Genomic DNA, 20,210 nt, shown 5'->3' with positions numbered 1-20,210 from the left:
CACCCGATCACTACCGACCTGGCGGCGTGATTCAATACACTTCGTCATTTTGCAAAAATTTCCATCAAGCGCCCGGCAATGCGTTCCAGCGGGCGGACCTCCACCGCGGCATCGATGGCCACGGCAGCTTTGGGCATTCCATACACCGCGCTGCTGGCCTGGTCCTGGGCAATGGTCAGGAAGCCCTGCTGGCGCATCAGTTTCAGGCCCTGGGCACCATCGCGGCCCATGCCGGTGAGCAGCACACCGACTGCATCGCCGCTCCAGTAGCGCGCCACGCTTTCGAAGAACACATCGATCGAGGGCCGGTAAATCTCATTGACCGGTTCGGCAGTGTAGGCCAGTTGGCCGTTCTGTAGCAGGCGGATGTGGTGGTTGGTGCCGGCCAGCAACACTTGGCCGGGCTGCGGTGGTTCACCTTCGCGGGCCAGGCGCACCGGCAGGCCGGCTGCGCTGCTGAGCCATTCGGCCATGCCTGCGGCAAACACCTGGTCCACATGTTGGACCAGCACGATGGCCGCCGGAAACGCCGCCGGCAGGCCCTTCAGCAACACCTCGAGGGCCGCCGGGCCGCCTGCGGACGAGCCGATCGCCACCAGCCCGCGATGCTGCGACAGCGCTCGGACAGGTGCGGCGACCGGACGTGCGGCCGGGGCATTCTGCTGGCCGATCAGCCAGCTTATGTTGAGGATCTTGCGCAACAGTGGCGCTGCCGCTTCGCGCGGGTCGCCCGCCCCCAGCGCCGGCGTGTCGACCACGTCGAGCGCGCCATGGCCCATGGCCTCGAACACCCGGTGCATGTTCTGCTTGCGGTCGACCGTGACGATGACGATGGCGCAAGGGGTTTCGGCCATGATCCTGCGGGTGGCCTCGACGCCGTCCATCACCGGCATGATCAGGTCCATGAGGATCAGGTCTGGCAATGCTTCAGCGCACAGCCGCACCGCCTCGGCACCATTGCCGGCCACCCATATCACCTGGTGCGCCGGTTCGAAGGCGACCGCCCGGCGCAGTGCCTCGACCGCCATGGGCATGTCGTTGACGATGGCGATCTTCATCCCTGCGCCCCCCCGATCAGCTCCACCACAGCATCCAGCAACGCATCGTCGTGGAAACTGGCCTTTGCCAAATAGTAGTCGGCGCCGGCGTCCAGGCCACGCCGCCGGTCTTCCTCGCGGTCCTTGTAGGACACCACCATCACCGGCAACGACTGCAGGCGCTGGTCGCGGCGCACCAGGGTGACCAGCTCGATGCCGTCCATGCGCGGCATGTCGATGTCGGTGATCAGCAGGTCGAAGTCCTCCGCACGCAGGGCGTTCCAGCCGTCCATGCCGTCCACCGCAACGGCCACGTCGTAGCCACGGTTGCCGAGCAATTTGCGCTGCAGTTCACGCACGGTCAGCGAGTCGTCGACCACCAGGATGCGCTTGCGCACCACGCCGCGGGCGCTGCCGCTGCCGCGCGCGATGCGTTCCAGGCTGCCGGTGCTGAGCAGTTTGTCCAGTGAGCGCAACAAGTCCTCGACATCGATGATCAGCACCACCGAACCATCGTCGAGCAGCGCGCCGGAAGAAATGTCCTGCACCTTGCCCAGCCGCGGATCGAGTGGCATCACCACCAGCACGCGTTCGCCCACCAGCCGCTCCACGGCCACACCGTACAGTTGCTCGCGCTCACGAATCACCACCACCCGCAGCCGGCTTTCCTCGGCCTGCCCGGCCGGGCGGTTGAGCAACTGGCTGGCTGCGACCAGGCCGATGTGCCGGCCTTCGTGCCAAAAGTGCTGGCGCCCTTCGATCTGCACGATCTCGTTGGCGGCCACGTCCAGCGTGCGTTCGATGTGGGCGAGCGGGAAGGCGTAGGCCTCGCCGCCCACCTCGACCACCAGGCTGCGCACCACCGACAGGGTCAACGGTACCTGCAGGTGGAAACGGCAGCCCTGCCCGGCTGTCTGGGTCAGTTCGATCGAGCCGCGCAGCTCACGGATCATGTGCTGCACCGCATCCAGGCCGACCCCGCGCCCGGACACCTCGGTGACCGTGTCGCGCAGGCTGAACCCGGGCAGGAACAGGAACGTCAGCAACTCCGCCTCGCTCATCCGCGCCACGGTGTCGGCGGGTGACAGGGCGCGCTCGACGATGCTGCTGCGCAGGCGTTCGAGGTCGATGCCGGCGCCATCGTCGATCAGCTCCAGGCTGAGCATGCCGGCCTGGTGCGAGGCGCGCAGGCGGATCACGCCCTCCTCCGGCTTGCCCGCCAGCTGGCGCCGCTCGGGCAGTTCGATGCCATGGTCGACGGCGTTGCGCAACAGGTGGGTCAGCGGTGCTTCGAGCTTTTCCAGCACATCACGGTCGACCTGGGTCTTTTCCCCTTCCACCAGCAACCGCACCGGCTTGCCCAACGACCGTCCAAGGTCGCGGACCATGCGGCTCTGGCCGGCCAATACATCGGCAAACGGCCGCATCCGGCACGCCAGCGCCGTGTCGTACAACAGTTGTGCGCGCTGGCTGGCCTGCCAGCCGAACTCATCCAGGTCGGCCGCCTGCTGCTGCAGGATCTGCTGGGTTTCCGCCAGCAGGCGCTGGGTCTGCGCCAAGGCTTCGAGCACCTCGCTGCTCTGGCCACTGTCCTCCAGTTGCATGCGCAGGCCGTCGAGCGCCTGCATGCCTTGGCCGTGCATGCGTTTGAGGCGCTGCAGGGTAGCCAGGTACGGCTTGAGCCGCTGGGTTTCGACCAGCGACTTGCTGGACAGGTCGAGCAGGCTGTTGAGGCGGTCGGCAGTTACCCGCAACACCCGCTCCGCACCTTCGCCGGCACGCTTGCCCGCCTTGCGCCGCGCCAACGGTTCGGGCTCGGCCTCGTGGTCCGGCTCGAGGGGCGCGGCGGGCCGCGGCAGCGGCTCGCTCTGCTGGGCAGGCACAGGCGCCTGCGGCAGTGCCGGGGCGGCGGGCGCTACGGCAGGCATGGCCGCGCCCCCCGGGTCGAGCAGGCAAGCCATTTGCGCCAGGAACACCGGCAGGATCGCCTGCGCCCCGGTATCCCCAGGCGTGGCGATGCGCATCAGCAGGTCGGTGCCTTGCAGCAAGGCATCGATATGCTCGGCGCTCAGCTGCAGGCGGCCCTCCTGCGCGGCCACCAGGCAGTCTTCCATGACATGGGCGACGCTGACGCCCGCATCCACCCCAACGATCCGCGCCGCCCCCTTCAGCGAATGGGCCGCACGCATGCATGCCTCGAGCTGGTCGGCCTGCGTAGGGTTGCGCTCCAGCGCCATCAGGCCGGCACTGAGTATCTGGGTCTGCGCCTCGGCTTCCAGGCTGAACAGTTCGAGCAACGATGCGTCGCGCATTTGCTCTGGGGTCATGACAGGCTCCGCTGCACGGCAGACAGTAAATGTTGATCGTCCAGCACCCGCACGCTGCGCCCCCGCCATTGCAGGACCGCAGCGGTGAAGCGGGTGGCATCCTGGCCGCTGCCGAGCAGCTGCGGGTCGAGCCGGTGAATACCGTCGATTTCCTCGACCGCCATCACCACCGGCCCGCCATCGGCGGCCAGGATCAGCATGCGTGGCATCGCCCGGCCGCTGCGTTGCTCGGTGCTGCCGGGCTGCACGCCCAGCAGGTCGGCCAGCGACAGGCAGGGCACCAGCGCACCGCGCACGTTGGCTACGCCCTGCAGCACTCGCGAGCGCTGGTGCGGCAGCGAATGCACTGCCTGCAACGGGGCGATCTCGGCCAGGCAGGCAGTGGCCAGCGCCAGCCACTCCTCCCCCAGGCGGAACAGCAGCATCGAACAACCCGAGGTTTCCTCGGCTGGCGCTGCCTGCACGGCATGCTGCTCATCCATCAACGCGTAGCGGTCGAGCAGGCGCGTGGCGGCGGCGGCATACACCTCACAATTTCGGCAGTGCACGTGCCGCGCCAGCAGCGGGCATTGCTTGTCGCCATGCACCCCTATGCGGTTCCAGCAGTCGTCGATGTGCGCATCCTGTTCGGCGAGCAGTTGCATCGCGGACTCACCTTTCATCGTTCAGACTCCCGTCCCGCTCGCGCGGCCCGCTCCTGCAGGCGTCGGGCACCGGCCAGGTCGCCCTGGGCCGCCAGCAAGGCCGCCAGATGCACCAGCGCCTCGGGGTGCTGCGGCTCCAGGTACAGCGCTTTGCGATAGTGGCTCAGAGCCTGCTGCGCATCGCCCTCGGTATCGCTGAGCAGCCCCAGCCAGTAGTAAACCTGCGCCGACGGCGCGAACTGGGCAAGGTAACGCTGGCATTCGGCGCGGGCCTGCTCGCTGGCGCCGGCATTGGCCAGGCGGGCAATGTTGGCCAGCACTTCACTGGCCTGCTCGCCCTGGTGCTCGCGCACCGGCGCGGGCCTGGCTGCTGCGGGCAGCACGCGCACGGGCCGTGGCAGCGCGGCACTCGGCAGCGAATAGCCTGGCGTCGGCTGCGCTGGCAACCGGCGGCGCGGTGGCGGCGGCGGAGCGGCAACCGGTGCGCTGTCAGCGCCGTCCTGGCGCACATAGGCGAATGACTGGGCAATGCCCAGGGGGCGCATACCCAGGCGCGCCAGCAGGCTGCCTTCGGCCGGGCCGATGAACAACACGCCCTGCGGGTGCAGCAGGCGCTTGAGCACCTCGAACACCCGCTGCTGGGTGGCCAGGTCGAAATAGATCAGCAGGTTGCGGCAAAACACGAAGTCATAGAGGCCATCGCGGCTGCTCAGCGCCGGGTCGAGCACGTTGCCCACCTGCAGGCTGACCTGCTCACGCACCCGTTGATGCAGCTGGTGGCCTTCATCGACGGCATCGAAGTAACGCTCGCGAAAGCCCAGGTCGCTGCCACGGAAGGCATTGCGCCCATACACCGCCTGCCCGGCCTTGGCCACCGAACTGGGGCTGATGTCCATGCCGTCGATCAGGAACGCAGCGGGTGCGATACCGGCGTCGAGCAAGGCCATGGCCAGCGAATAGGGTTCCTCGCCGGTCGAGCATGGCAGGCTGAGCAAGCGCAGTGGGCGCGCCCCGGCAAGCTCGGCCAGGCGCTTGTGCGCCAGGCTGGCCAAGGCGCTGAAGGACTCGGGATAACGGAAGAACCAGGTTTCCGGGACGATGACGGCCTCGATCAGTGCCTGCTGCTCGTCCATCGATTGCTGCAGGCGCAGCCAGTAGTCGTCCAGGTCGGTGGCGTTCACGGCCACGCAACGCTGGCGCAGCGCACGCTCGACCATGGACGCCCCTACCGACTCCACATCCAGGCCGATACGTTCGCGCAGGAAACGGAAGAAATGCTGTTCGTTCATGTCGGCATCCCTGTCGGCTCGCCCGGGTACAACAACTGGTGTACGACGTCGGGCAGCAGCTCGTTGACCTCGATGCGCTGCAGCAAGCCCTGCTCATCCTGGCGTACCGGCCCCAGGTACGGCGCTTCGCCGCGGTCCACGCCATAGGGCTGGAACTCGTCGGGGTGGCAACGCAGGGTTTCGGTCGCCTGCTCCAGGACCAGGCCAAGCTGCAGGTCGCCGCGATAGTGCACCAGCACCAGCCGGGTACTGGTGCGTTGCGCCGCCGGCTGGCCAAAGCTCAACGCCGCCAGGTCGACCACCGGCACCAGCTGGCCACGGTGGGCAAGCACGCCCGCGACCCAGCCAGGCGCCTGGGCTATCGGCTTCAGCGGCTGGCGCGGCAGCACTTCGATCACCTCGTGCACGCTCAGGGCAAAGCGCTGTTCCTGAATGCGAAACTGCAGGTACAACACCCCCTTGGCGTTGTCCTCCCGCGCCGCGCGCGGTTGCATGTCGATCATCGCCGTCAGACTTTGAAGCGCGACACGCCGCCACGCAGGCCAGCGGCCACCTGGCTCAGCTCATCGATGGCGAAACTGGCCTGGCGCAGCGACTCGACCGTCTGGGTGCTGGCATCGCTGAGCTGGGCCAACGCCTGGTTGATCTGCTCGGCACCGGTGGCCTGGGCCTGCATGCCTTCGTTGACCATCAGCACGCGCGGCGCCAGGGCCTGCACCTGGTGGATGATCTGGCTCAGCTGCTCGCCCACCTGCTGCACCTCGAACATGCCGCGGCGCACTTCTTCGGAGAACTTGTCCATGCCCATGACCCCGGCCGACACGGCCGACTGGATCTCGCGCACCATCTGCTCGATGTCGTAGGTGGCCACGGCGGTCTGGTCGGCCAGGCGGCGCACCTCGGTGGCAACCACGGCGAAGCCACGGCCGTATTCACCGGCCTTTTCCGCCTCGATGGCCGCGTTCAGCGACAGCAGGTTGGTCTGGTCGGCGACCTTGACGATGGTCACCACCATCTGGGTGATGTTGCTGGCCTTTTCGTTGAGGATGGCCAGCTTGGCGTTGACCAGGTCGGCGGCGCCCATTACCTGGTGCATGGTTTCTTCCATCCGCGCCAGGCCCTGCTGACCGGAACCGGCCAGGCTGGAGGCCTGGTCGGCCGCCGAAGTCACCTCGGTCATGGTGCGCACCAGGTCACGCGAGGTGGCGGCGATTTCCCGCGAAGTGGCACCGATTTCGGTGGTGGTGGCGGCCGTTTCGGTGGCAGTGGCCTGTTGTTGCTTGGAGGTGGCGGCAATTTCGGTCACCGAAGTGGTCACCTGTACCGACGAGCGCTGCGCCTGTGCCACCAGGTTGGCCAGGGCCTCGGCCATTTCGTTGAAGCCGCTTTCGATGGCGCCGAATTCGTCCTTGCGCTCCAGGCTCAGGCGCATGCTCAGGTCGCCTGAGCGCAGCTTGTCCAGGGCATGCACAATACGCTGCATGGGCGCCGAGATGGCACGCATCAGCAGCAAGCCGCACACGCCCGCGGCGATGATGGCCAGCAACAGCGAAACCACCATGCTGCCCTTGGCCGTGCTCACGGCGTTGACGATGTCGTTGGTGGCAGCATCGGCGGAAGCCCGATTATCCTCGATGACCTCGGTCAGATGCTCGCGCCCATCCACCCAGGTCGGGGTGAGCACCTCGTTGATCAGCCGCTGGGCACCGTCATAGTCATGCTGGCGGTAGGCGTCCAGCACCTGGCCGACGATCTTCATGTAGTTTTCTTCGAGCTGCACGAAGGAATCGAAGCGAGTCTGGTCGTCCTTGGCCCGGATCGTGGCCTGGTAACTCGCCATGTGCTGCTTCAGACGTTGCTCGAAACCTTTGAACAGCTCCATGTCGGCCGAGGTGATCTCGCGGTGGTTGGAGAGGCCCACCAGTTGCTGGCTGGTGACATAGCTGTCGACCCAGGCGCTGCGGATCATCGAGCTGTAGTAAACCCCTGGAATGCTGTCGCTGCCCACCGCCTCTTCGGCGGTTTCGATGGCCACCAACCGCGAGTAGGCGGCCACGATCATCAGCAGCATGATGGCGATGATCACGGCGAAACTTGCCAGGATCCGTTGGCGCAAGGTCCAGTTCTTCACATTCAGCCCTCAGGAATTCGCAACGAGCGGGAAAAATCGCCGAAGTATAGCTCAGGCGTCCGACGCTTTTGCGGCTGAATGGAAGGCTGCGGTAGACAGGCCGTTGGCGGGGCGTGCATGCAGCCCCATCCGCTCGATATCAGCCTGCTGCAAGCCTTGCCTGGCTTTCCAGTTCCTGACGCAGGCCCGGGTCCAGGCGCAGCTGGCGGGCCAGCTCGTCCAGGTAGGCGCGCTCCATGAAGTTTTCCTGGTCGACCATCATCACGCTGGCCAGGTACATCTCGGCCGCCATTTCCGGCGTTTGCGCGGCTCGGGCCACTTCGGCCGGGTCCAGCGGCTTGTTCAATTCATCGTGCAGCCAGTGCTGCAGTTCGCGGTCGCTGTCCAGGCGGCTGAACTCGCCCTCGATCAGGGCCCGCTCACGCTCGTCGATATGGCCATCGGACTTGGCCGCCGCCACCAGCGCCCGCAGCACGGCCTGGCTGTGCTGTTCGGCCTGGGCCGGCGGCAGGCGGTCGACGGTACGGGGCTCGCTGGCGGCCAGCCGCTGGTTGGCCTGCCAGTTGCCATAGGCTTTGTAGGCCAGCACGCCCAGCGCGGCCAGGCCACCATAGGTCAGCGCCTTGCCGCCGTACTTGCGGGCCTTCTTGCTGCCCAGCAACAGCCCCAGGGCGCCGCCGCCCAACAAGCCACCACCGGCACCGGACAACAGCCCGCCAAGCCCACCGGCAGCGCTGCCGGGCTTAGCGGTAGCGCCCTGCTTGTCGAGCAGTTGCTGGCCGGACTTGAGGAGCTGATCGAGCAGGTTGCGGGTGTTCATTCGCGGCTCTCCACGCAAGAAAATTCATACGCCAGAGTAAGGCTTGGGCAAACGTACGCCACCGTGGATTTGCTTCCGGATGTTGCATTGGCTGGCAAAAAGCCAACTAGACTCGATATCGCCAATACCCCGCGCACGCGCACTACGCTTATAACAAATGCTTCACGGCTTGCTTGATGACTGCCCCGAACAAGATCTCCAAGAAGAGGGAACACCATGTCAGTGCACAAGACCGCATTGCTCGGCGCCATCACCGGTGCCGTGCTCGCCAGCGCCAGCCTGCAGGCTGCCGAACCGCCCAAGGCCCTGGGCCCTGGCGAAGGGCGCCTGGACATCGTCGCCTGGCCGGGCTACATCGAGCGCGGTGAAAGCGACAAGGCCTACGACTGGGTCAGCGGTTTCGAGAAGGAAACCGGCTGCAAGGTCAGCGTCAAGACCGCCGCTACGTCGGACGAGATGGTCAGCCTGATGACCAAGGGCGGCTATGACCTGGTCACCGCTTCCGGTGATGCCTCGCTCCGGCTGATCGCAGGCAAGCGGGTACAGCCGATCAATACCGCGTTGATCCCCAATTGGAAGCAGATCGACCCGCGCTTGCAGAACGGTGGCTGGTACGTGGTCGACAAGCAGGTCTACGGCACCCCGTACCAGTGGGGGCCGAACGTGCTGCTGTACAACACCGAGGTGTTCAAGCAGGCGCCCACCAGCTGGGGGGTGCTGTTCGAGCCGCAGAACCTGCCCGACGGCAAGCCGAACAAGGGGCGCGTGCAGGCCTACGACGGGCCGATCTACATCGCCGATGCGGCGCTGTACCTGAAAACCGCCAAGCCGGAGCTGGGCATCCACGACCCGTACGAACTGAACGAAGCCCAGTACAAGGCCGTGCTCGAGCTGCTGCGCCAGCAGCAACCGTTAGTACACCGCTACTGGCATGACGCAACGGTGCAGATGAGCGATGTGAAGAACGAAGGCGTGGTCGCGACCAGCTCCTGGGGCTACATGGTCAATGGCCTGAAGGCCGAGAAACAGCCAGTGGCTTCGACCATTCCCAAGGAAGGGGCGACCGGCTGGGCGGATACCACCATGCTGCACAGCGAGGCCAAGCACCCCAATTGTGCCTACAAGTGGATGGACTGGTCGCTGCAACCGAAGGTGCAGGGTGACGTGGCGGCCTGGTTCGGCTCGTTGCCGGCGGTACCAGCCGCCTGCAGTGGCAACGAACTGCTGGGGGCGGATGGCTGCAAGACCAACGGCTTCGACAACTTCGACAAGATCGCCTTCTGGAAAACCCCGCAGGCCCAGGGCGGCAAGTTCGTGCCTTACAGCCGCTGGACCCAGGATTACATTGCGATCATGGGTGGGCGCTGAGGTTGCCTAATGCCAGGGCCGACCTCTTCGCGGGCATGCCCGCTCCCCCAGGTAGGGCACCGGCCTTGAAGGCTGTGTAATACCTGTGGGAGCGGGCGTGCCCGCGAAGAGGCCGGCACAGGAGAAACTTTGATGCCTGGAGCCCACGCATGCCCCTAGCCGTCCAGTTCACCCAGGTTTCCCGTACTTTCGGCGAGGTCACCGCCGTCGACCAGGTCAGCATCGACATCCTCGATGGCGAGTTCTTCTCCATGCTTGGCCCATCTGGCTCGGGCAAGACCACCTGCCTGCGCCTGATCGCCGGCTTCGAGCAACCCAGCAGCGGCTCGATCCGCATCCATGGCGTCGAGGCCGCTGGCGTGCCGCCGTACCTGCGTGATGTCAACACGGTGTTCCAGGACTACGCACTGTTCCCGCACATGGACGTACTGGACAACGTCGCCTACGGCCTGAAGGTGAAAGGCATGGCCAAGGCCGAACGCCACGCTCGCGCCGAAGAAGCGCTGGCGATGGTAGCCCTGGCCGGCTACGGCGCACGCAAGCCGGCACAACTGTCCGGCGGGCAACGCCAGCGCGTGGCCCTGGCCCGCGCGCTGGTCAACCGGCCACGGGTGTTGCTGCTGGACGAACCACTGGGTGCGCTGGACCTGAAACTGCGCGAGCAGATGCAGGGCGAACTGAAAAAGCTGCAGCGCCAGCTGGGTATCACCTTCATCTTCGTCACCCACGACCAGACCGAGGCACTGTCGATGTCCGACCGGGTGGCGGTATTCAACCGCGGCCGTATCGAGCAGGTCGACACACCGCGCAACCTTTACATGCAACCGGCCACGCCCTTCGTTGCCGAATTCGTCGGTTCCTCCAATGTGCTGCGCGGCGAACTGGCGATGGCGCTCAACGGCAGCCCGGCGCCGTTCTCCATCCGCCCCGAGCACATCCGCCTGGGTGACCCGGTTGCAGGCGAGCAGGCGGTGCAGGTCAGTGGCGTGCTGCGCGATATCCAGTACCAGGGCAGCGCCACCCGTTACGAACTGCAGCTCGACAGTGGCCAGCTGTTGGCGGTCAGCCAGGCCAATGACCGCTGGCAGGTGCAGGCACAGGCCTGGCAACCCGGGCAACGGCTACAGGCGCACTGGCCACGGCAAGCCATGACCGTGCTGCAGGAAAGCGGGAGCCGCTGACATGGGTACGCTACGCGAGCTGTCCAACCTGCTGTACCGGCGCCCCAACCTGTACCTGGCGTTGCTGCTGGTGCCGCCACTGACCTGGTTCGGCGCGATCTACCTGGGCTCGCTGCTCAACCTGCTGTGGCAGGGTTTCTATACCTTCGACGACTTCACCATGGCGGTGAGCCCGGAGCTGACCCTGGGCAATTTCGCCGCGCTGTTCAACCCGTCGAACTTCGACATCATCCTGCGCACCCTGGGCATGGCGCTGGCGGTGTCGCTGGCCAGCGCGGTGCTGGCCTTCCCCATCGCCTATTACATGGCGCGCTACACCAGCGGCAAGACCAAGGCATTTTTCTACATCGCGGTAATGATGCCGATGTGGGCCAGCTACATCGTCAAGACCTACGCCTGGACCCTGCTGCTGGCCAAGGGTGGCGTGGCCCAGTGGTTCGTCCAGCAGCTGCACCTGGATGCCCTGTTGCAAACCGTGCTGGCGATGCCGGGGGTGGGTGGCAGTACCCTGTCGACATCACACCTGGGGCGCTTCATGGTGTTCGTCTATATCTGGCTGCCATTCATGATCCTGCCCATCCAGGCCTCGCTGGAACGCTTGCCACCTTCCCTGCTGCAGGCCTCGGCAGACCTCGGCGCGCGGCCTCGGCAAACCTTCGTGCAGGTGATCCTGCCGCTGTCGATCCCGGGCATTGCTGCCGGCTCGATCTTCACCTTTTCGCTGACCCTGGGCGACTTCATCGTGCCGCAGCTGGTCGGCCCGCCTGGCTATTTCATCGGCAGCATGGTCTATGCCCAGCAAGGGGCGATCGGCAACATGCCAATGGCCGCCGCCTTCACCCTGGTGCCGATCGTGCTGATCGCGGTATACCTGTCCTTGGTCAAGCGCCTGGGAGCCTTCGATGCACTCTGAAAAAGCTTCGATCGGGCTGCGCCTGGCCGCCTGGGGCGGCCTGCTGTTCCTGCACTTTCCGATCCTGATCATCTTCCTCTATGCCTTCAACACCGAGGATGCGGCGTTCAGCTTTCCGCCCAAGGGCTTTACCCTGAAGTGGTTCGCCGTGGCGTTCGCCCGCCCCGATGTGCTGGAGGCGATCCAGCTGTCGCTGCAGGTGGCCTGCCTGGCCACGCTGATCGCCCTGGTGCTGGGCACGTTGGCCTCGGCGGCGCTGTATCGGCGCAGCTTTTTCGGCAAGGAGAGCATTTCGCTGCTGCTGATCCTGCCCATCGCCCTGCCCGGCATCATCACCGGTATCGCCCTGCTCTCGGCGTTCAAGAGCCTGGGCATGGAACCCGGGGTATTCACCATCGTGGTCGGCCACGCCACCTTTTGCGTGGTGATCGTCTACAACAACGTCATCGCCCGCCTGCGGCGCACTTCGCAGAGCCTGATCGAAGCCTCGATGGACCTGGGCGCCGATGGTTGGCAGACCTTCCGCTACATCATCCTGCCCAACCTCGGCTCGGCGCTGTTGGCCGGCGGCATGCTGGCCTTTGCCCTGTCGTTCGACGAGATCATCGTCACCACCTTTACCGCCGGCCACGAACGCACCCTGCCGATCTGGCTGCTCAACCAGCTCAGCCGCCCGCGTGACGTGCCGGTGACCAACGTGGTCGCCATGCTGGTGATGCTGGTGACCATGCTGCCAATCCTTGGCGCCTATTACCTGACCCGTGGCGGCGAAAGCGTCGCGGGCAGCGGCAAATGACCCTGGAGGAGTCCCCGATGCAAACGCAGATGCTGATCAATGGCCAGCTGGTGGCTGGCGAAGGCCCGGCCTGGACCGTACTCAACCCGGCGCTGGGCAGCGCCCTGGCGCAGATCAACGAAGCCACCGAGGCGCAGGTGGACAGCGCCGTACGCGCCGCCGACCAGGCCTTTGACAGCTGGTCGCAAACCAGCCCCAAGGAGCGTTCGCAGGCGTTGCTGGCGCTGGCCGACGCGATCGAAGCGCATGGCGATGAACTGGCCCGGCTGGAATCGCAGAACTGCGGCAAGCCGTTGAGCGCGGCGCTGAACGACGAGATCCCGGCAATCGCCGATGTGTTCCGCTATTTCGCCGGTGCCGCGCGTTGCCTGGGCGGTTCGGCAGCTGGCGAATACCTGCCGGGGCACACCTCGATGATCCGCCGTGACCCACTGGGCGTGGTCGCCTCGATCGCGCCGTGGAACTACCCGTTGATGATGCTGGCATGGAAGATCGCCCCGGCCCTGGCCGCGGGCAACACGGTAGTGATCAAGCCCTCCGAGATGACCCCGCTGACCGCGCTGCGCCTGGGCGAACTGGCCCGGGACCTGTTGCCGCCGGGGGTGTTGAACATCCTCTTCGGCCGCGGCCAGACCGTCGGCACCCCGTTGGTCACCCACCCCAAGGTGCGCATGGTATCGCTGACCGGCTCGATTCCCACCGGCGCGCGCATCATCAGCGCCACCGCCGACAGCGTGAAACGCATGCACATGGAACTGGGCGGCAAGGCGCCGGTGCTGGTGTTCGACGATGCCGACCTCGACGCGGCCATCGACGGCATCCGCACCTTCGGCTTCTACAACGCCGGCCAGGACTGCACCGCCGCGTGCCGGTTGTATGTGCAGGACGGCATCTACGAGCGCTTCGTCGAACGCCTGGGTGAAGCGGTGGCCAGCCTCAAGCCCGGCCTGCAGGAAGCCGAAGACACCGAGCTGGGGCCACTGATCAGCGCCCAGCACCGCGACAAGGTCGCTGGCCTGGTACAGCGCGCCATCGCCCAGCCGCATATTCGCCTGGTGACCGGCGGCAAGGCGATCGAGGGTGACGGTTTCTTCTTCGCGCCGACGGTGTTGGCCGATGCCCTGCAGGACGACGAGATCGTGCGTAACGAAGTGTTCGGCCCGGTGGTCTCGGTCACCCGCTTCAGCGACGAAGCGCAGGCGCTGGAATGGGCCAACGACTCCGACTACGGCCTGGCCTCATCGGTATGGACCCGCGACACCGGCCGCGCCCACCGCCTGGCGGCGCGCCTGCAGTATGGCTGCACCTGGGTGAACACCCACTTCATGCTCGTCAGCGAAATGCCCCATGGCGGGCAGAAGCATTCGGGGTATGGCAAGGACATGTCGATGTATGGGCTGGAAGACTACACCTGCGTGCGGCATGTGATGATCAAGCATTGAGGGAAGTTTGGGGTAGGTCGCTGGATTCTTGGCGCCTGCGAGATCGAGCGCCGCGCGGGCGGCGCTCGATATCAGCCCTACCGATTATTTCCGCCCACCACACTCCGACGATGCTAATCCCGTAAATCCGACTCGTGAATCGGGTTGGCCCGGCTGGTCGCGCGCTGATATTGCGCGGGCCAGGTGGCCTTGTTGCCGCCCAGGTCATCATCGGCATGCAACGGCCAGTACGGGTCGCGCAGCAGTTCGCGGGCAAGGAAGATGATATCGGCCTGGCCAGTGCGCAGAATGTGCTCGGCCTGGGCCGGTTCGGTGATCATGCCCACGGTGCCGGTGGCGATTTCCGACTCCTTGCGCACACGCTCGGCGAAACGGGTCTGGTAGCCGGGGCCGGTAGGGATCTCGGCATTGACCGAGGTGCCGCCGGAGGACACGTCGATCAGGTCGACACCCAGGCCACGCAGACGGCGCGCCAGTTCGACGGTTTCATCCGGGTTCCAGCCATCCTCGACCCAATCGGTCGCCGACACCCGCACGAACAGCGGCAGCTCGGCCGGCCACACCTTGCGCACGGCCTCGACCACCTGCAAGGTCAGGCGGATGCGGTTTTCGAAGCAGCTGCCGTACTCGTCACGGCGCTGGTTGCTCAGTGGTGACAGGAACTGATGCAGCAGGTAGCCATGCGCGGCGTGGATTTCCACGACCTTGAATCCGGCTTTCAGGGCACGTTCGGTCGAGGCGACGAAAGCTTCGATCAGCCCCTGGATTTCGTCCTGGTTCAACTCGCGAGGCGTGGTGTGCTGCGGGTCGAAGGCGATCCTCGAAGGCCCCACCGGCTGCCAGCCACCCTCTTCCGGCTTGACGCTGCCTTGCTTGCCCAGCCATGGCCGATAGGTACTGGCCTTGCGCCCGGCATGGGCCAGCTGGATGCCGGGCACCACGCCCTGGGCCGTGATGAAGCGGGTGATGCGCTGCAACGGGGCGATCTGTGCATCGTCCCACAGGCCGAGGTCTTCGGCGGTGATACGGCCATCGGCGGTTACCGCCACCGCTTCGGTGATGACCAGGCCCGCGCCACCCACGGCGCGGCTGCCAAGATGAACAAGGTGCCAATCGTTGGCCAGGCCATCGACAGCGGAATACTGGCACATCGGCGAAACGGCGATGCGGTTGGGCAGGGTCAGCTGACGCAGGGTGTAAGGCTCGAGCAGCAGGCTCATGAGGGCACCTCCCAAGGACTCCAATGGTGATCCGGCCCGGACACTCAAGTGCACGTCCCTGGCCCGGTGCCGGTCATTAATCAGACTAGACCAGATTGGTGGGGGGGAAGGTTCAGTGGGATGGCGAGGTGTTTGCCGAAAGGTTTGCAGCGCCTGTGAGATCGAGCGCCGCCCGCGCGGCGCATCGCGGATAAATCCGCTCCTACAGTTTGTCCAGGGCCAATCTCTCCTGTGCCGCCAATAACCTCGATATCAAAGGGAACAAACAAGGCGAACCGCGGTGACCTCACAGCAGTGACTGGCCCGAAACAAACTGTAGGAGCGGATTTATCCGCGATGCGCCGCGCGGGCGGCGCTCGATTTGTGCCCCACCACAAAAACCGAGGCGGGCACCTGCGACAGACTCAGCGCGGCTCCATGTGGGCAATCATCAACTGCACACTCTCATTCCCACGAAACTCGTTCACGTCCAGCTTGTAAGCCAGCTCCACCCAACGCACCGTCGGGTTCGGCCACACTTCGCGGTCGATACCAAAGGCGATGCCATCCAGCCGCACCGAGCCGCACTCGCTCTTGAGCACCACCTTCAGGTGCCGTTCGCCCACCACGCGCTGCTCCACCAGCTGGAACACGCCATGGAACAGCGGCTCGGGGAAATGCTGGCCCCAGGGGCCGGCATGGCGCAGGGCCTTGGCCAGGTCGAGGTGAAATTCCTCCACCGCCAGGCTGCCGTCCGACAACAGGCGGCCGGTCAGGTCGTCTTCAGCCAGGTGACGCCGCACTTCTTCGTCGAACGCCTGGGCAAATGCCGGGAAATTAGCCTCGGGCAGCGACAACCCGGCGGCCATGGCGTGGCCGCCGAACTTGCTGATCAATTGCGGATGGCGCGCGGCCACGGCATCCAGCGCATCACGAATATGGAAGCCCGGCACCGAACGCGCCGAGCCCTTGAGCATGCCTTCACCGGCATCGGCGAAGGCAATGGTCGGGCGGTGATAACGTTCCTTCAGGCGCGAGGCCAGGATACCGATCACCCCCTGGTGCCAGTCCGCATCGAACAGGCACAAACCGTAGGGCATCGACTCGACCGGCAGGTCCTTGAGCTGGGCCAGGGCCTCGCGCTGCATACCCTGCTCGATGGACTTGCGGTCCTGGTTCAGGTCGTCCAGCTGCTGGGCCATGTCCTTGGCCAAGGCGGCGTCCTCGCACAGCAGGCATTCGATGCCCAGGCTCATGTCGTCGAGGCGCCCGGCAGCGTTGAGCCGTGGGCCGAGGATGAAGCCGAGGTCGGTCGAGGTGATACGCCGGTGGTCGCGGCGGGCCACTTCGAGAATGGCCTTGAGCCCCGGGCGGGCACGGCCGGCGCGGATACGCTCGAGGCCCTGGTGCACCAGGATGCGGTTGTTGGCGTCCAGCGGTACCACGTCGGCGACGCTGCCCAGGGCGACCAGGTCGAGCAGTTCGCCGATGTTCGGCTGTGGCTGCGTCTCGTAGCGCCCAAGGCTGCGCAGGCGTGCACGCAGGGCCATCAGCACATAGAAGATCACCCCGACCCCGGCCAGCGCCTTGCTCGGGAAGCTGCAGCCCGGCTGGTTGGGATTGATGATGGCGTCGGCCGCCGGCAATTGCTCGCCCGGCAGGTGGTGGTCGGTGACCAGCACCTTGAGCCCCGCCGCCTTGGCCGCCGCTACTCCGTCGACACTGGAAATGCCGTTGTCCACGGTAATCAGCAGTTGCGGCTGGCGTTGCAGCGCCACCGCGACGATTTCCGGGGTCAGCCCGTAGCCATACTCGAAGCGGTTGGGTACCAGGTAATCGACATGCGCCGCGCCCAGCAGGCGCAGGCCCAGCACGCCGACCGTACTGGCGGTGGCGCCATCGGCATCGAAGTCGCCAACGATCAGGATGCGCTGGCGCTGGTCGATGGCCTCGACCAGCAGGTCGACACCGGCTTCGATACCCTTGAGCTGCTGGAACGGCAGCAGGCGCGCCAGGCTTTTGTCCAGTTCGGCCTCGCTCTGCACACCACGGGCGGCGTACAGGCGGGTCAGCAAGGGTGGCAGGTTACCGAGAAATGGCAGGCTCGGCGGCAGCGGGCGAGGTTCGATACGCATGGAGTGCTTCAGCCACGCTCACCCAGCAGCCACTCCAGCTGCACTTCGTGCTGGCCGCGGTCATCGGTGACGAACACCGTGCCCTCGCTGATCATCACGTCCCACTTGATGGTGCGCGGCATGTCGGTAGCGAGGGTGGCCAACACCTCCTGCGGAACGGCGGCGATGCTCAGGTTCTTCAAGCCCTTGACCGCGTCCACCACCTTGTTCTGCCACACCCGCAGGCTGCCGTAGGCCAGCAGGCTGGTACGCTCGGTGCGGCGCGAGCACCAGGTCAGGCGCTCGGCATCCGGCTGGCCCACTTCGATCCAGTGCAGGATGCGATCGTCCAGGCTCTTTTCCCACAGGGCTGCTTCGTCGACGTCGGACAGGCCGCGGCCGAAGGCCAGATTCTCGTTGTACCACAACGCATAGGCCAGCAGGCGCACGGCCATGCGCTCTTCGGTTTCCGAAGGGTGGCGGGCGATGGTCTGGCGGACGTTCTCGTATACGCCACGATCGAGGTCGGTCAGGTTCAGTTCGAATTTGTAGGTGGTAGACGGCTGGGCCATGGTCGACGGGCTTCTTGCGCAAGAAAAGTCGCACAGTCTAACCGATCCTGCCCTTGGTTGCGCCGCGGCAGTATCTGCCGCTTGCGACCTATGATAAAACCACGGCTCTGCCCAGTTGCCACGGATGCCCCATGCTTACGCCCAGCAAACCCCTCGCCGGCCTCAAAGTCATCGAACTTGGCACCCTGATCGCCGGGCCATTCGCCTCGCGCATCTGCGCCGAATTCGGCGCCGAGGTGATCAAGGTCGAATCGCCCGATGGCGGCGACCCGCTGCGCAAATGGCGCAAGTTGTACGAGGGCACCTCGCTGTGGTGGTTCGTACAGGCCCGCAACAAGCAGTCGCTCACCCTCAACCTCAAGCACCCCGAGGGCCGCGAGATTCTCAAGCGGCTGCTGGCCGAGGCTGACATCCTGATCGAGAACTTCCGCCCGGGCGTGCTGGAAAAACTCGGCCTGGGCTGGGACGTGCTGCATGCCCTCAACCCACGCCTGGTGATGGTGCGCCTGTCGGGTTTTGGCCAGACCGGGCCGATGAAGGACCAGCCAGGCTTCGGCGCCGTCGGCGAGTCGATGGGCGGCCTGCGCTATATAACCGGTTTCGACGACCGCCCACCGGTGCGCACCGGTATTTCCATCGGGGACTCGATTGCTGCCTTGTGGGGCGTGATCGGCGCGCTGATGGCCCTGCGCCACCGAGAGGTCAACGGCGGTGACGGCCAGGTGGTGGATGTGGCGCTGTACGAGGCGATCTTCGCCATGATGGAAAGCATGGTCCCGGAATTCGATGTGTTCGGCTTCATCCGCGAACGTACCGGCAACATCATGCCGGGCATCACGCCCTCCTCCATCCATACCAGCGCCGACGGCAAGCATGTGCAGATCGGCGCCAATGGCGATGCCATCTTCAAGCGTTTCATGCAGGCCATTGGCCGCACCGACCTGGCCGATGACCCGAGCCTGGCCACCAATGATGGCCGCGACCTGCGCCGCGACGAGCTGTACGGGGTGATCGACCGCTGGGCCAACAGCCTGCCGCTGGAGCAACTGATGCAGGTGCTGACCACCGCCCAAGTGCCGGCCAGCCGCATCTATTCGGCCGAAGACATGTTCAACGACCCGCAGTACCTGGCGCGGGAAATGTTCCTGCACGCCAGGCTGCCGGACGGCAAGCCGTTCCGCATGCCCGGTATTGTCCCCAAACTGTCGGATACCCCCGGCTCGGCCGAGTGGGTTGGCCCGGCGCTGGGCGAACACACCGAGGCACTGCTTGGCGCCCTGGGCTACGACGCAGCCGCCATCGCCAGCCTGCGCGCAGCCGGCACGGTCTGACCTGGCCCTGCCCCCCATGCGTGCTGCCCGCCGCCTACGTCACCTGGTCCTGCTGTGCGGGCTGCTGCCGGCCATGCTGTGGCAACCTGCCAGCGCCAAGGAGCGCCTGTTCTGGCTGGTGCGCGACCTGCCCCCGTTCACCATTTTCGAAGGGCCGGAAAAAGGCCAGGGGGTGATCGACCAGCTGTTGCCACTGCTCATCGGCCAGATGCCCGAATACGACCACAGCATCGTGCGGGTCAACCGCGCCCGCGGTATCCAGATGCTGCAAGACCCCAACAGCTTCACCTGCGATCCGACCTTGCTGTGGACACCGGAGCGCGCCGGGTATGTACGCTTTTCCATGCCTGCTCTGGGCGTGCTCAGCGGCGGCCTGGTGCTGCGCAAGGACAGCCAGGCGCTGGTGGCGCCCTACCTCGATGGCCAGCAGGTGGACCTGCATGGCCTGTTGAGCAAGACCACGCTGCAGCTGGGCGTGGTTGCCGAACGCAGCTACGGCACGCAGATCGACGCTATCCTGCGCCAACTGCCCGACAGCGCCCTCAGCCGCCACTACGGCAACGACGCCACTGCCAACCTGCTGCAGATGCAGCAACTGGGGCGCTTGCAGCTGGTGCTTGGCTATTGGCACGAAGTGCGCTACCTGGTCCAGCAGCAAGGCGGGTCACTGGCTGACTATCGGTTCTATCCGGTGCAGGGAGTGCCCCGCTACCAGTTTCTGCATGTAGGGTGCTCGGACACCGAGCTGGGGCGTGCAGCCATTGCGCATATCGACCAGTTGCTACCGCCTCTGCGTCAGGCACTGTTGCCCGCGCAATACGCGCGCTGGCTGGACCCGGCGTTGCAAGGCGGCTACCTGGAAGAGAGCAAAGGTTTTTTCCAACACCAGTGAGCGCCGAGCAAGTCTCCTGCATGTTTCTTTGGCAACTTACTGCCAACTTTGATTAAGCTAAAACCACACGTGACTCGTATTCTTTTAGTTGGCGTTAAAGAATAAAAACATAGCCAAAAAGAAAATTCCTACAAAGCGTTAGAAAGTTTCAATC

At 65.5% G+C, this 20,210-nt stretch carries 17 protein-coding genes; 7 read left to right on the top strand and 10 right to left on the bottom strand.

Features of this window, described 5'->3' with window-relative positions:
• Positions 1-44: 44 nt before the first annotated feature.
• From ACJA3S_RS05485 to ACJA3S_RS05455, 7 genes are all read right to left on the bottom strand, one after another.
• The gene (locus ACJA3S_RS05485; RefSeq protein ID WP_406821094.1) at positions 45-1,058 is read right to left on the bottom strand and encodes a chemotaxis response regulator protein-glutamate methylesterase; all 1,014 of its coding nucleotides are present in this window, start codon (positions 1,056-1,058) and stop codon (positions 45-47) included.
• Entirely contained in the window at positions 1,055-3,364 is a 2,310-nt protein-coding gene (locus tag ACJA3S_RS05480) for a hybrid sensor histidine kinase/response regulator (protein WP_406821093.1), read from the bottom strand. The genes ACJA3S_RS05485 and ACJA3S_RS05480 overlap by 4 nt, the downstream gene beginning before the upstream one ends.
• Positions 3,361-4,026: a chemotaxis protein CheW gene (locus tag ACJA3S_RS05475; protein WP_406821092.1), complete on the bottom strand. Its 666-nt coding sequence runs from the start codon at positions 4,024-4,026 to the stop codon at positions 3,361-3,363. The genes ACJA3S_RS05480 and ACJA3S_RS05475 overlap by 4 nt, the downstream gene beginning before the upstream one ends.
• Positions 4,023-5,297 carry a CheR family methyltransferase gene (locus ACJA3S_RS05470; protein WP_406821091.1) on the bottom strand — a complete coding sequence of 425 codons (1,275 nt, stop codon included), beginning with the start codon at positions 5,295-5,297 and terminating at the stop codon, positions 4,023-4,025. Before ACJA3S_RS05470 ends, ACJA3S_RS05475 begins: the two co-directional genes overlap by 4 nt.
• Complete coding sequence (locus tag ACJA3S_RS05465; protein WP_406821090.1) at positions 5,294-5,800, bottom strand: chemotaxis protein CheW; 507 nt, start codon at positions 5,798-5,800, stop codon at positions 5,294-5,296. The genes ACJA3S_RS05470 and ACJA3S_RS05465 overlap by 4 nt, the downstream gene beginning before the upstream one ends.
• A 5-nt stretch (positions 5,801-5,805) precedes the next feature.
• A complete protein-coding gene (locus ACJA3S_RS05460) occupies positions 5,806-7,428 on the bottom strand; it encodes a methyl-accepting chemotaxis protein (protein WP_406821089.1) in 1,623 nt (540 codons plus the stop codon).
• A 139-nt stretch (positions 7,429-7,567) separates the two neighbouring features.
• Entirely contained in the window at positions 7,568-8,248 is a 681-nt protein-coding gene (locus ACJA3S_RS05455) for a tellurite resistance TerB family protein (RefSeq protein ID WP_170028547.1), read from the bottom strand.
• 216 nt (positions 8,249-8,464) lie between these two features.
• Here ACJA3S_RS05455 and ydcS point away from each other — a divergent pair, with 216 nt between their 5' ends.
• The 5 genes from ydcS (at position 8,465) to ACJA3S_RS05430 (ending at position 13,948) form a co-directional block, all read left to right on the top strand.
• Positions 8,465-9,616 (top strand): putative ABC transporter substrate-binding protein YdcS, encoded by a 1,152-nt coding sequence (gene ydcS, locus ACJA3S_RS05450; protein ID WP_406821088.1) that lies wholly within the window; start codon positions 8,465-8,467, stop codon positions 9,614-9,616.
• A gap of 149 nt (positions 9,617-9,765) precedes the next feature.
• Entirely contained in the window at positions 9,766-10,797 is a 1,032-nt protein-coding gene (locus ACJA3S_RS05445; protein ID WP_406821087.1) for an ABC transporter ATP-binding protein, read from the top strand.
• A gap of 1 nt (position 10,798) precedes the next feature.
• Complete coding sequence (locus ACJA3S_RS05440) at positions 10,799-11,710, top strand: ABC transporter permease (RefSeq protein WP_406821086.1); 912 nt, start codon at positions 10,799-10,801, stop codon at positions 11,708-11,710.
• Positions 11,700-12,506: an ABC transporter permease gene (locus ACJA3S_RS05435; protein ID WP_289134173.1), complete on the top strand. Its 807-nt coding sequence runs from the start codon at positions 11,700-11,702 to the stop codon at positions 12,504-12,506. Before ACJA3S_RS05440 ends, ACJA3S_RS05435 begins: the two co-directional genes overlap by 11 nt.
• Before the next feature lie 17 nt (positions 12,507-12,523).
• Positions 12,524-13,948 (top strand): gamma-aminobutyraldehyde dehydrogenase, encoded by a 1,425-nt coding sequence (locus ACJA3S_RS05430; protein ID WP_406821085.1) that lies wholly within the window; start codon positions 12,524-12,526, stop codon positions 13,946-13,948.
• Positions 13,949-14,061: 113 nt separating this feature from the next.
• Here the strand turns inward: ACJA3S_RS05430 and ACJA3S_RS05425 are convergent, their stop codons facing one another.
• The 3 genes from ACJA3S_RS05425 to ACJA3S_RS05415 form a co-directional block, all read right to left on the bottom strand.
• Positions 14,062-15,168 carry an NADH:flavin oxidoreductase/NADH oxidase gene (locus ACJA3S_RS05425; protein WP_406821084.1) on the bottom strand — a complete coding sequence of 369 codons (1,107 nt, stop codon included), beginning with the start codon at positions 15,166-15,168 and terminating at the stop codon, positions 14,062-14,064.
• A gap of 404 nt (positions 15,169-15,572) precedes the next feature.
• A complete protein-coding gene (recJ, locus tag ACJA3S_RS05420) occupies positions 15,573-17,282 on the bottom strand; it encodes a single-stranded-DNA-specific exonuclease RecJ (protein WP_406821083.1) in 1,710 nt (569 codons plus the stop codon).
• An 8-nt stretch (positions 17,283-17,290) separates the two neighbouring features.
• Entirely contained in the window at positions 17,291-17,833 is a 543-nt protein-coding gene (locus ACJA3S_RS05415) for a YaeQ family protein (protein WP_170028531.1), read from the bottom strand.
• A 131-nt stretch (positions 17,834-17,964) separates the two neighbouring features.
• Between ACJA3S_RS05415 and ACJA3S_RS05410 the strand changes: the two genes are divergently transcribed.
• Together ACJA3S_RS05410 and ACJA3S_RS05405 are read left to right on the top strand one after the other, a co-directional pair.
• Positions 17,965-19,164, top strand: a complete 1,200-nt coding sequence (locus ACJA3S_RS05410; RefSeq protein ID WP_406821082.1) for a CaiB/BaiF CoA transferase family protein — start codon at positions 17,965-17,967, stop codon at positions 19,162-19,164.
• A 16-nt stretch (positions 19,165-19,180) separates the two neighbouring features.
• The gene (locus tag ACJA3S_RS05405) at positions 19,181-20,056 is read left to right on the top strand and encodes a TIGR02285 family protein (RefSeq protein ID WP_406821081.1); all 876 of its coding nucleotides are present in this window, start codon (positions 19,181-19,183) and stop codon (positions 20,054-20,056) included.
• The last annotated feature ends 154 nt before the right edge of the window (positions 20,057-20,210 follow it).

Source organism: Pseudomonas sp. KnCO4, from assembly GCF_045344305.1.
Taxonomy (GTDB): Bacteria; Pseudomonadota; Gammaproteobacteria; order Pseudomonadales; family Pseudomonadaceae; genus Aquipseudomonas; species Aquipseudomonas anuradhapurensis.
This window is presented reverse-complemented; position numbering and strand designations above follow the sequence as displayed.

Excerpts from the sequence above, each read along its gene's own strand:
- ACJA3S_RS05485 (WP_406821094.1), bottom strand. The coding sequence starts at position 1,058 with ATGAAGATCGCCATCGTCAACGACATGCCCATGGCGGTCGAGGCACTG.
- ACJA3S_RS05480 (WP_406821093.1), bottom strand. The coding sequence starts at position 3,364 with ATGACCCCAGAGCAAATGCGCGACGCATCGTTGCTCGAACTGTTCAGC.
- ACJA3S_RS05475 (WP_406821092.1), bottom strand. The coding sequence starts at position 4,026 with ATGAAAGGTGAGTCCGCGATGCAACTGCTCGCCGAACAGGATGCGCAC.
- ACJA3S_RS05470 (WP_406821091.1), bottom strand. The coding sequence starts at position 5,297 with ATGAACGAACAGCATTTCTTCCGTTTCCTGCGCGAACGTATCGGCCTG.
- ACJA3S_RS05465 (WP_406821090.1), bottom strand. The coding sequence starts at position 5,800 with ATGATCGACATGCAACCGCGCGCGGCGCGGGAGGACAACGCCAAGGGG.
- ACJA3S_RS05455 (WP_170028547.1), bottom strand. The coding sequence starts at position 8,248 with ATGAACACCCGCAACCTGCTCGATCAGCTCCTCAAGTCCGGCCAGCAA.
- ydcS (WP_406821088.1), top strand. The coding sequence starts at position 8,465 with ATGTCAGTGCACAAGACCGCATTGCTCGGCGCCATCACCGGTGCCGTG.
- ACJA3S_RS05445 (WP_406821087.1), top strand. The coding sequence starts at position 9,766 with ATGCCCCTAGCCGTCCAGTTCACCCAGGTTTCCCGTACTTTCGGCGAG.
- ACJA3S_RS05440 (WP_406821086.1), top strand. The coding sequence starts at position 10,799 with ATGGGTACGCTACGCGAGCTGTCCAACCTGCTGTACCGGCGCCCCAAC.
- ACJA3S_RS05435 (WP_289134173.1), top strand. The coding sequence starts at position 11,700 with ATGCACTCTGAAAAAGCTTCGATCGGGCTGCGCCTGGCCGCCTGGGGC.
- ACJA3S_RS05430 (WP_406821085.1), top strand. The coding sequence starts at position 12,524 with ATGCAAACGCAGATGCTGATCAATGGCCAGCTGGTGGCTGGCGAAGGC.
- ACJA3S_RS05425 (WP_406821084.1), bottom strand. The coding sequence starts at position 15,168 with ATGAGCCTGCTGCTCGAGCCTTACACCCTGCGTCAGCTGACCCTGCCC.
- recJ (WP_406821083.1), bottom strand. The coding sequence starts at position 17,282 with ATGCGTATCGAACCTCGCCCGCTGCCGCCGAGCCTGCCATTTCTCGGT.
- ACJA3S_RS05415 (WP_170028531.1), bottom strand. The coding sequence starts at position 17,833 with ATGGCCCAGCCGTCTACCACCTACAAATTCGAACTGAACCTGACCGAC.
- ACJA3S_RS05410 (WP_406821082.1), top strand. The coding sequence starts at position 17,965 with ATGCTTACGCCCAGCAAACCCCTCGCCGGCCTCAAAGTCATCGAACTT.
- ACJA3S_RS05405 (WP_406821081.1), top strand. The coding sequence starts at position 19,181 with ATGCGTGCTGCCCGCCGCCTACGTCACCTGGTCCTGCTGTGCGGGCTG.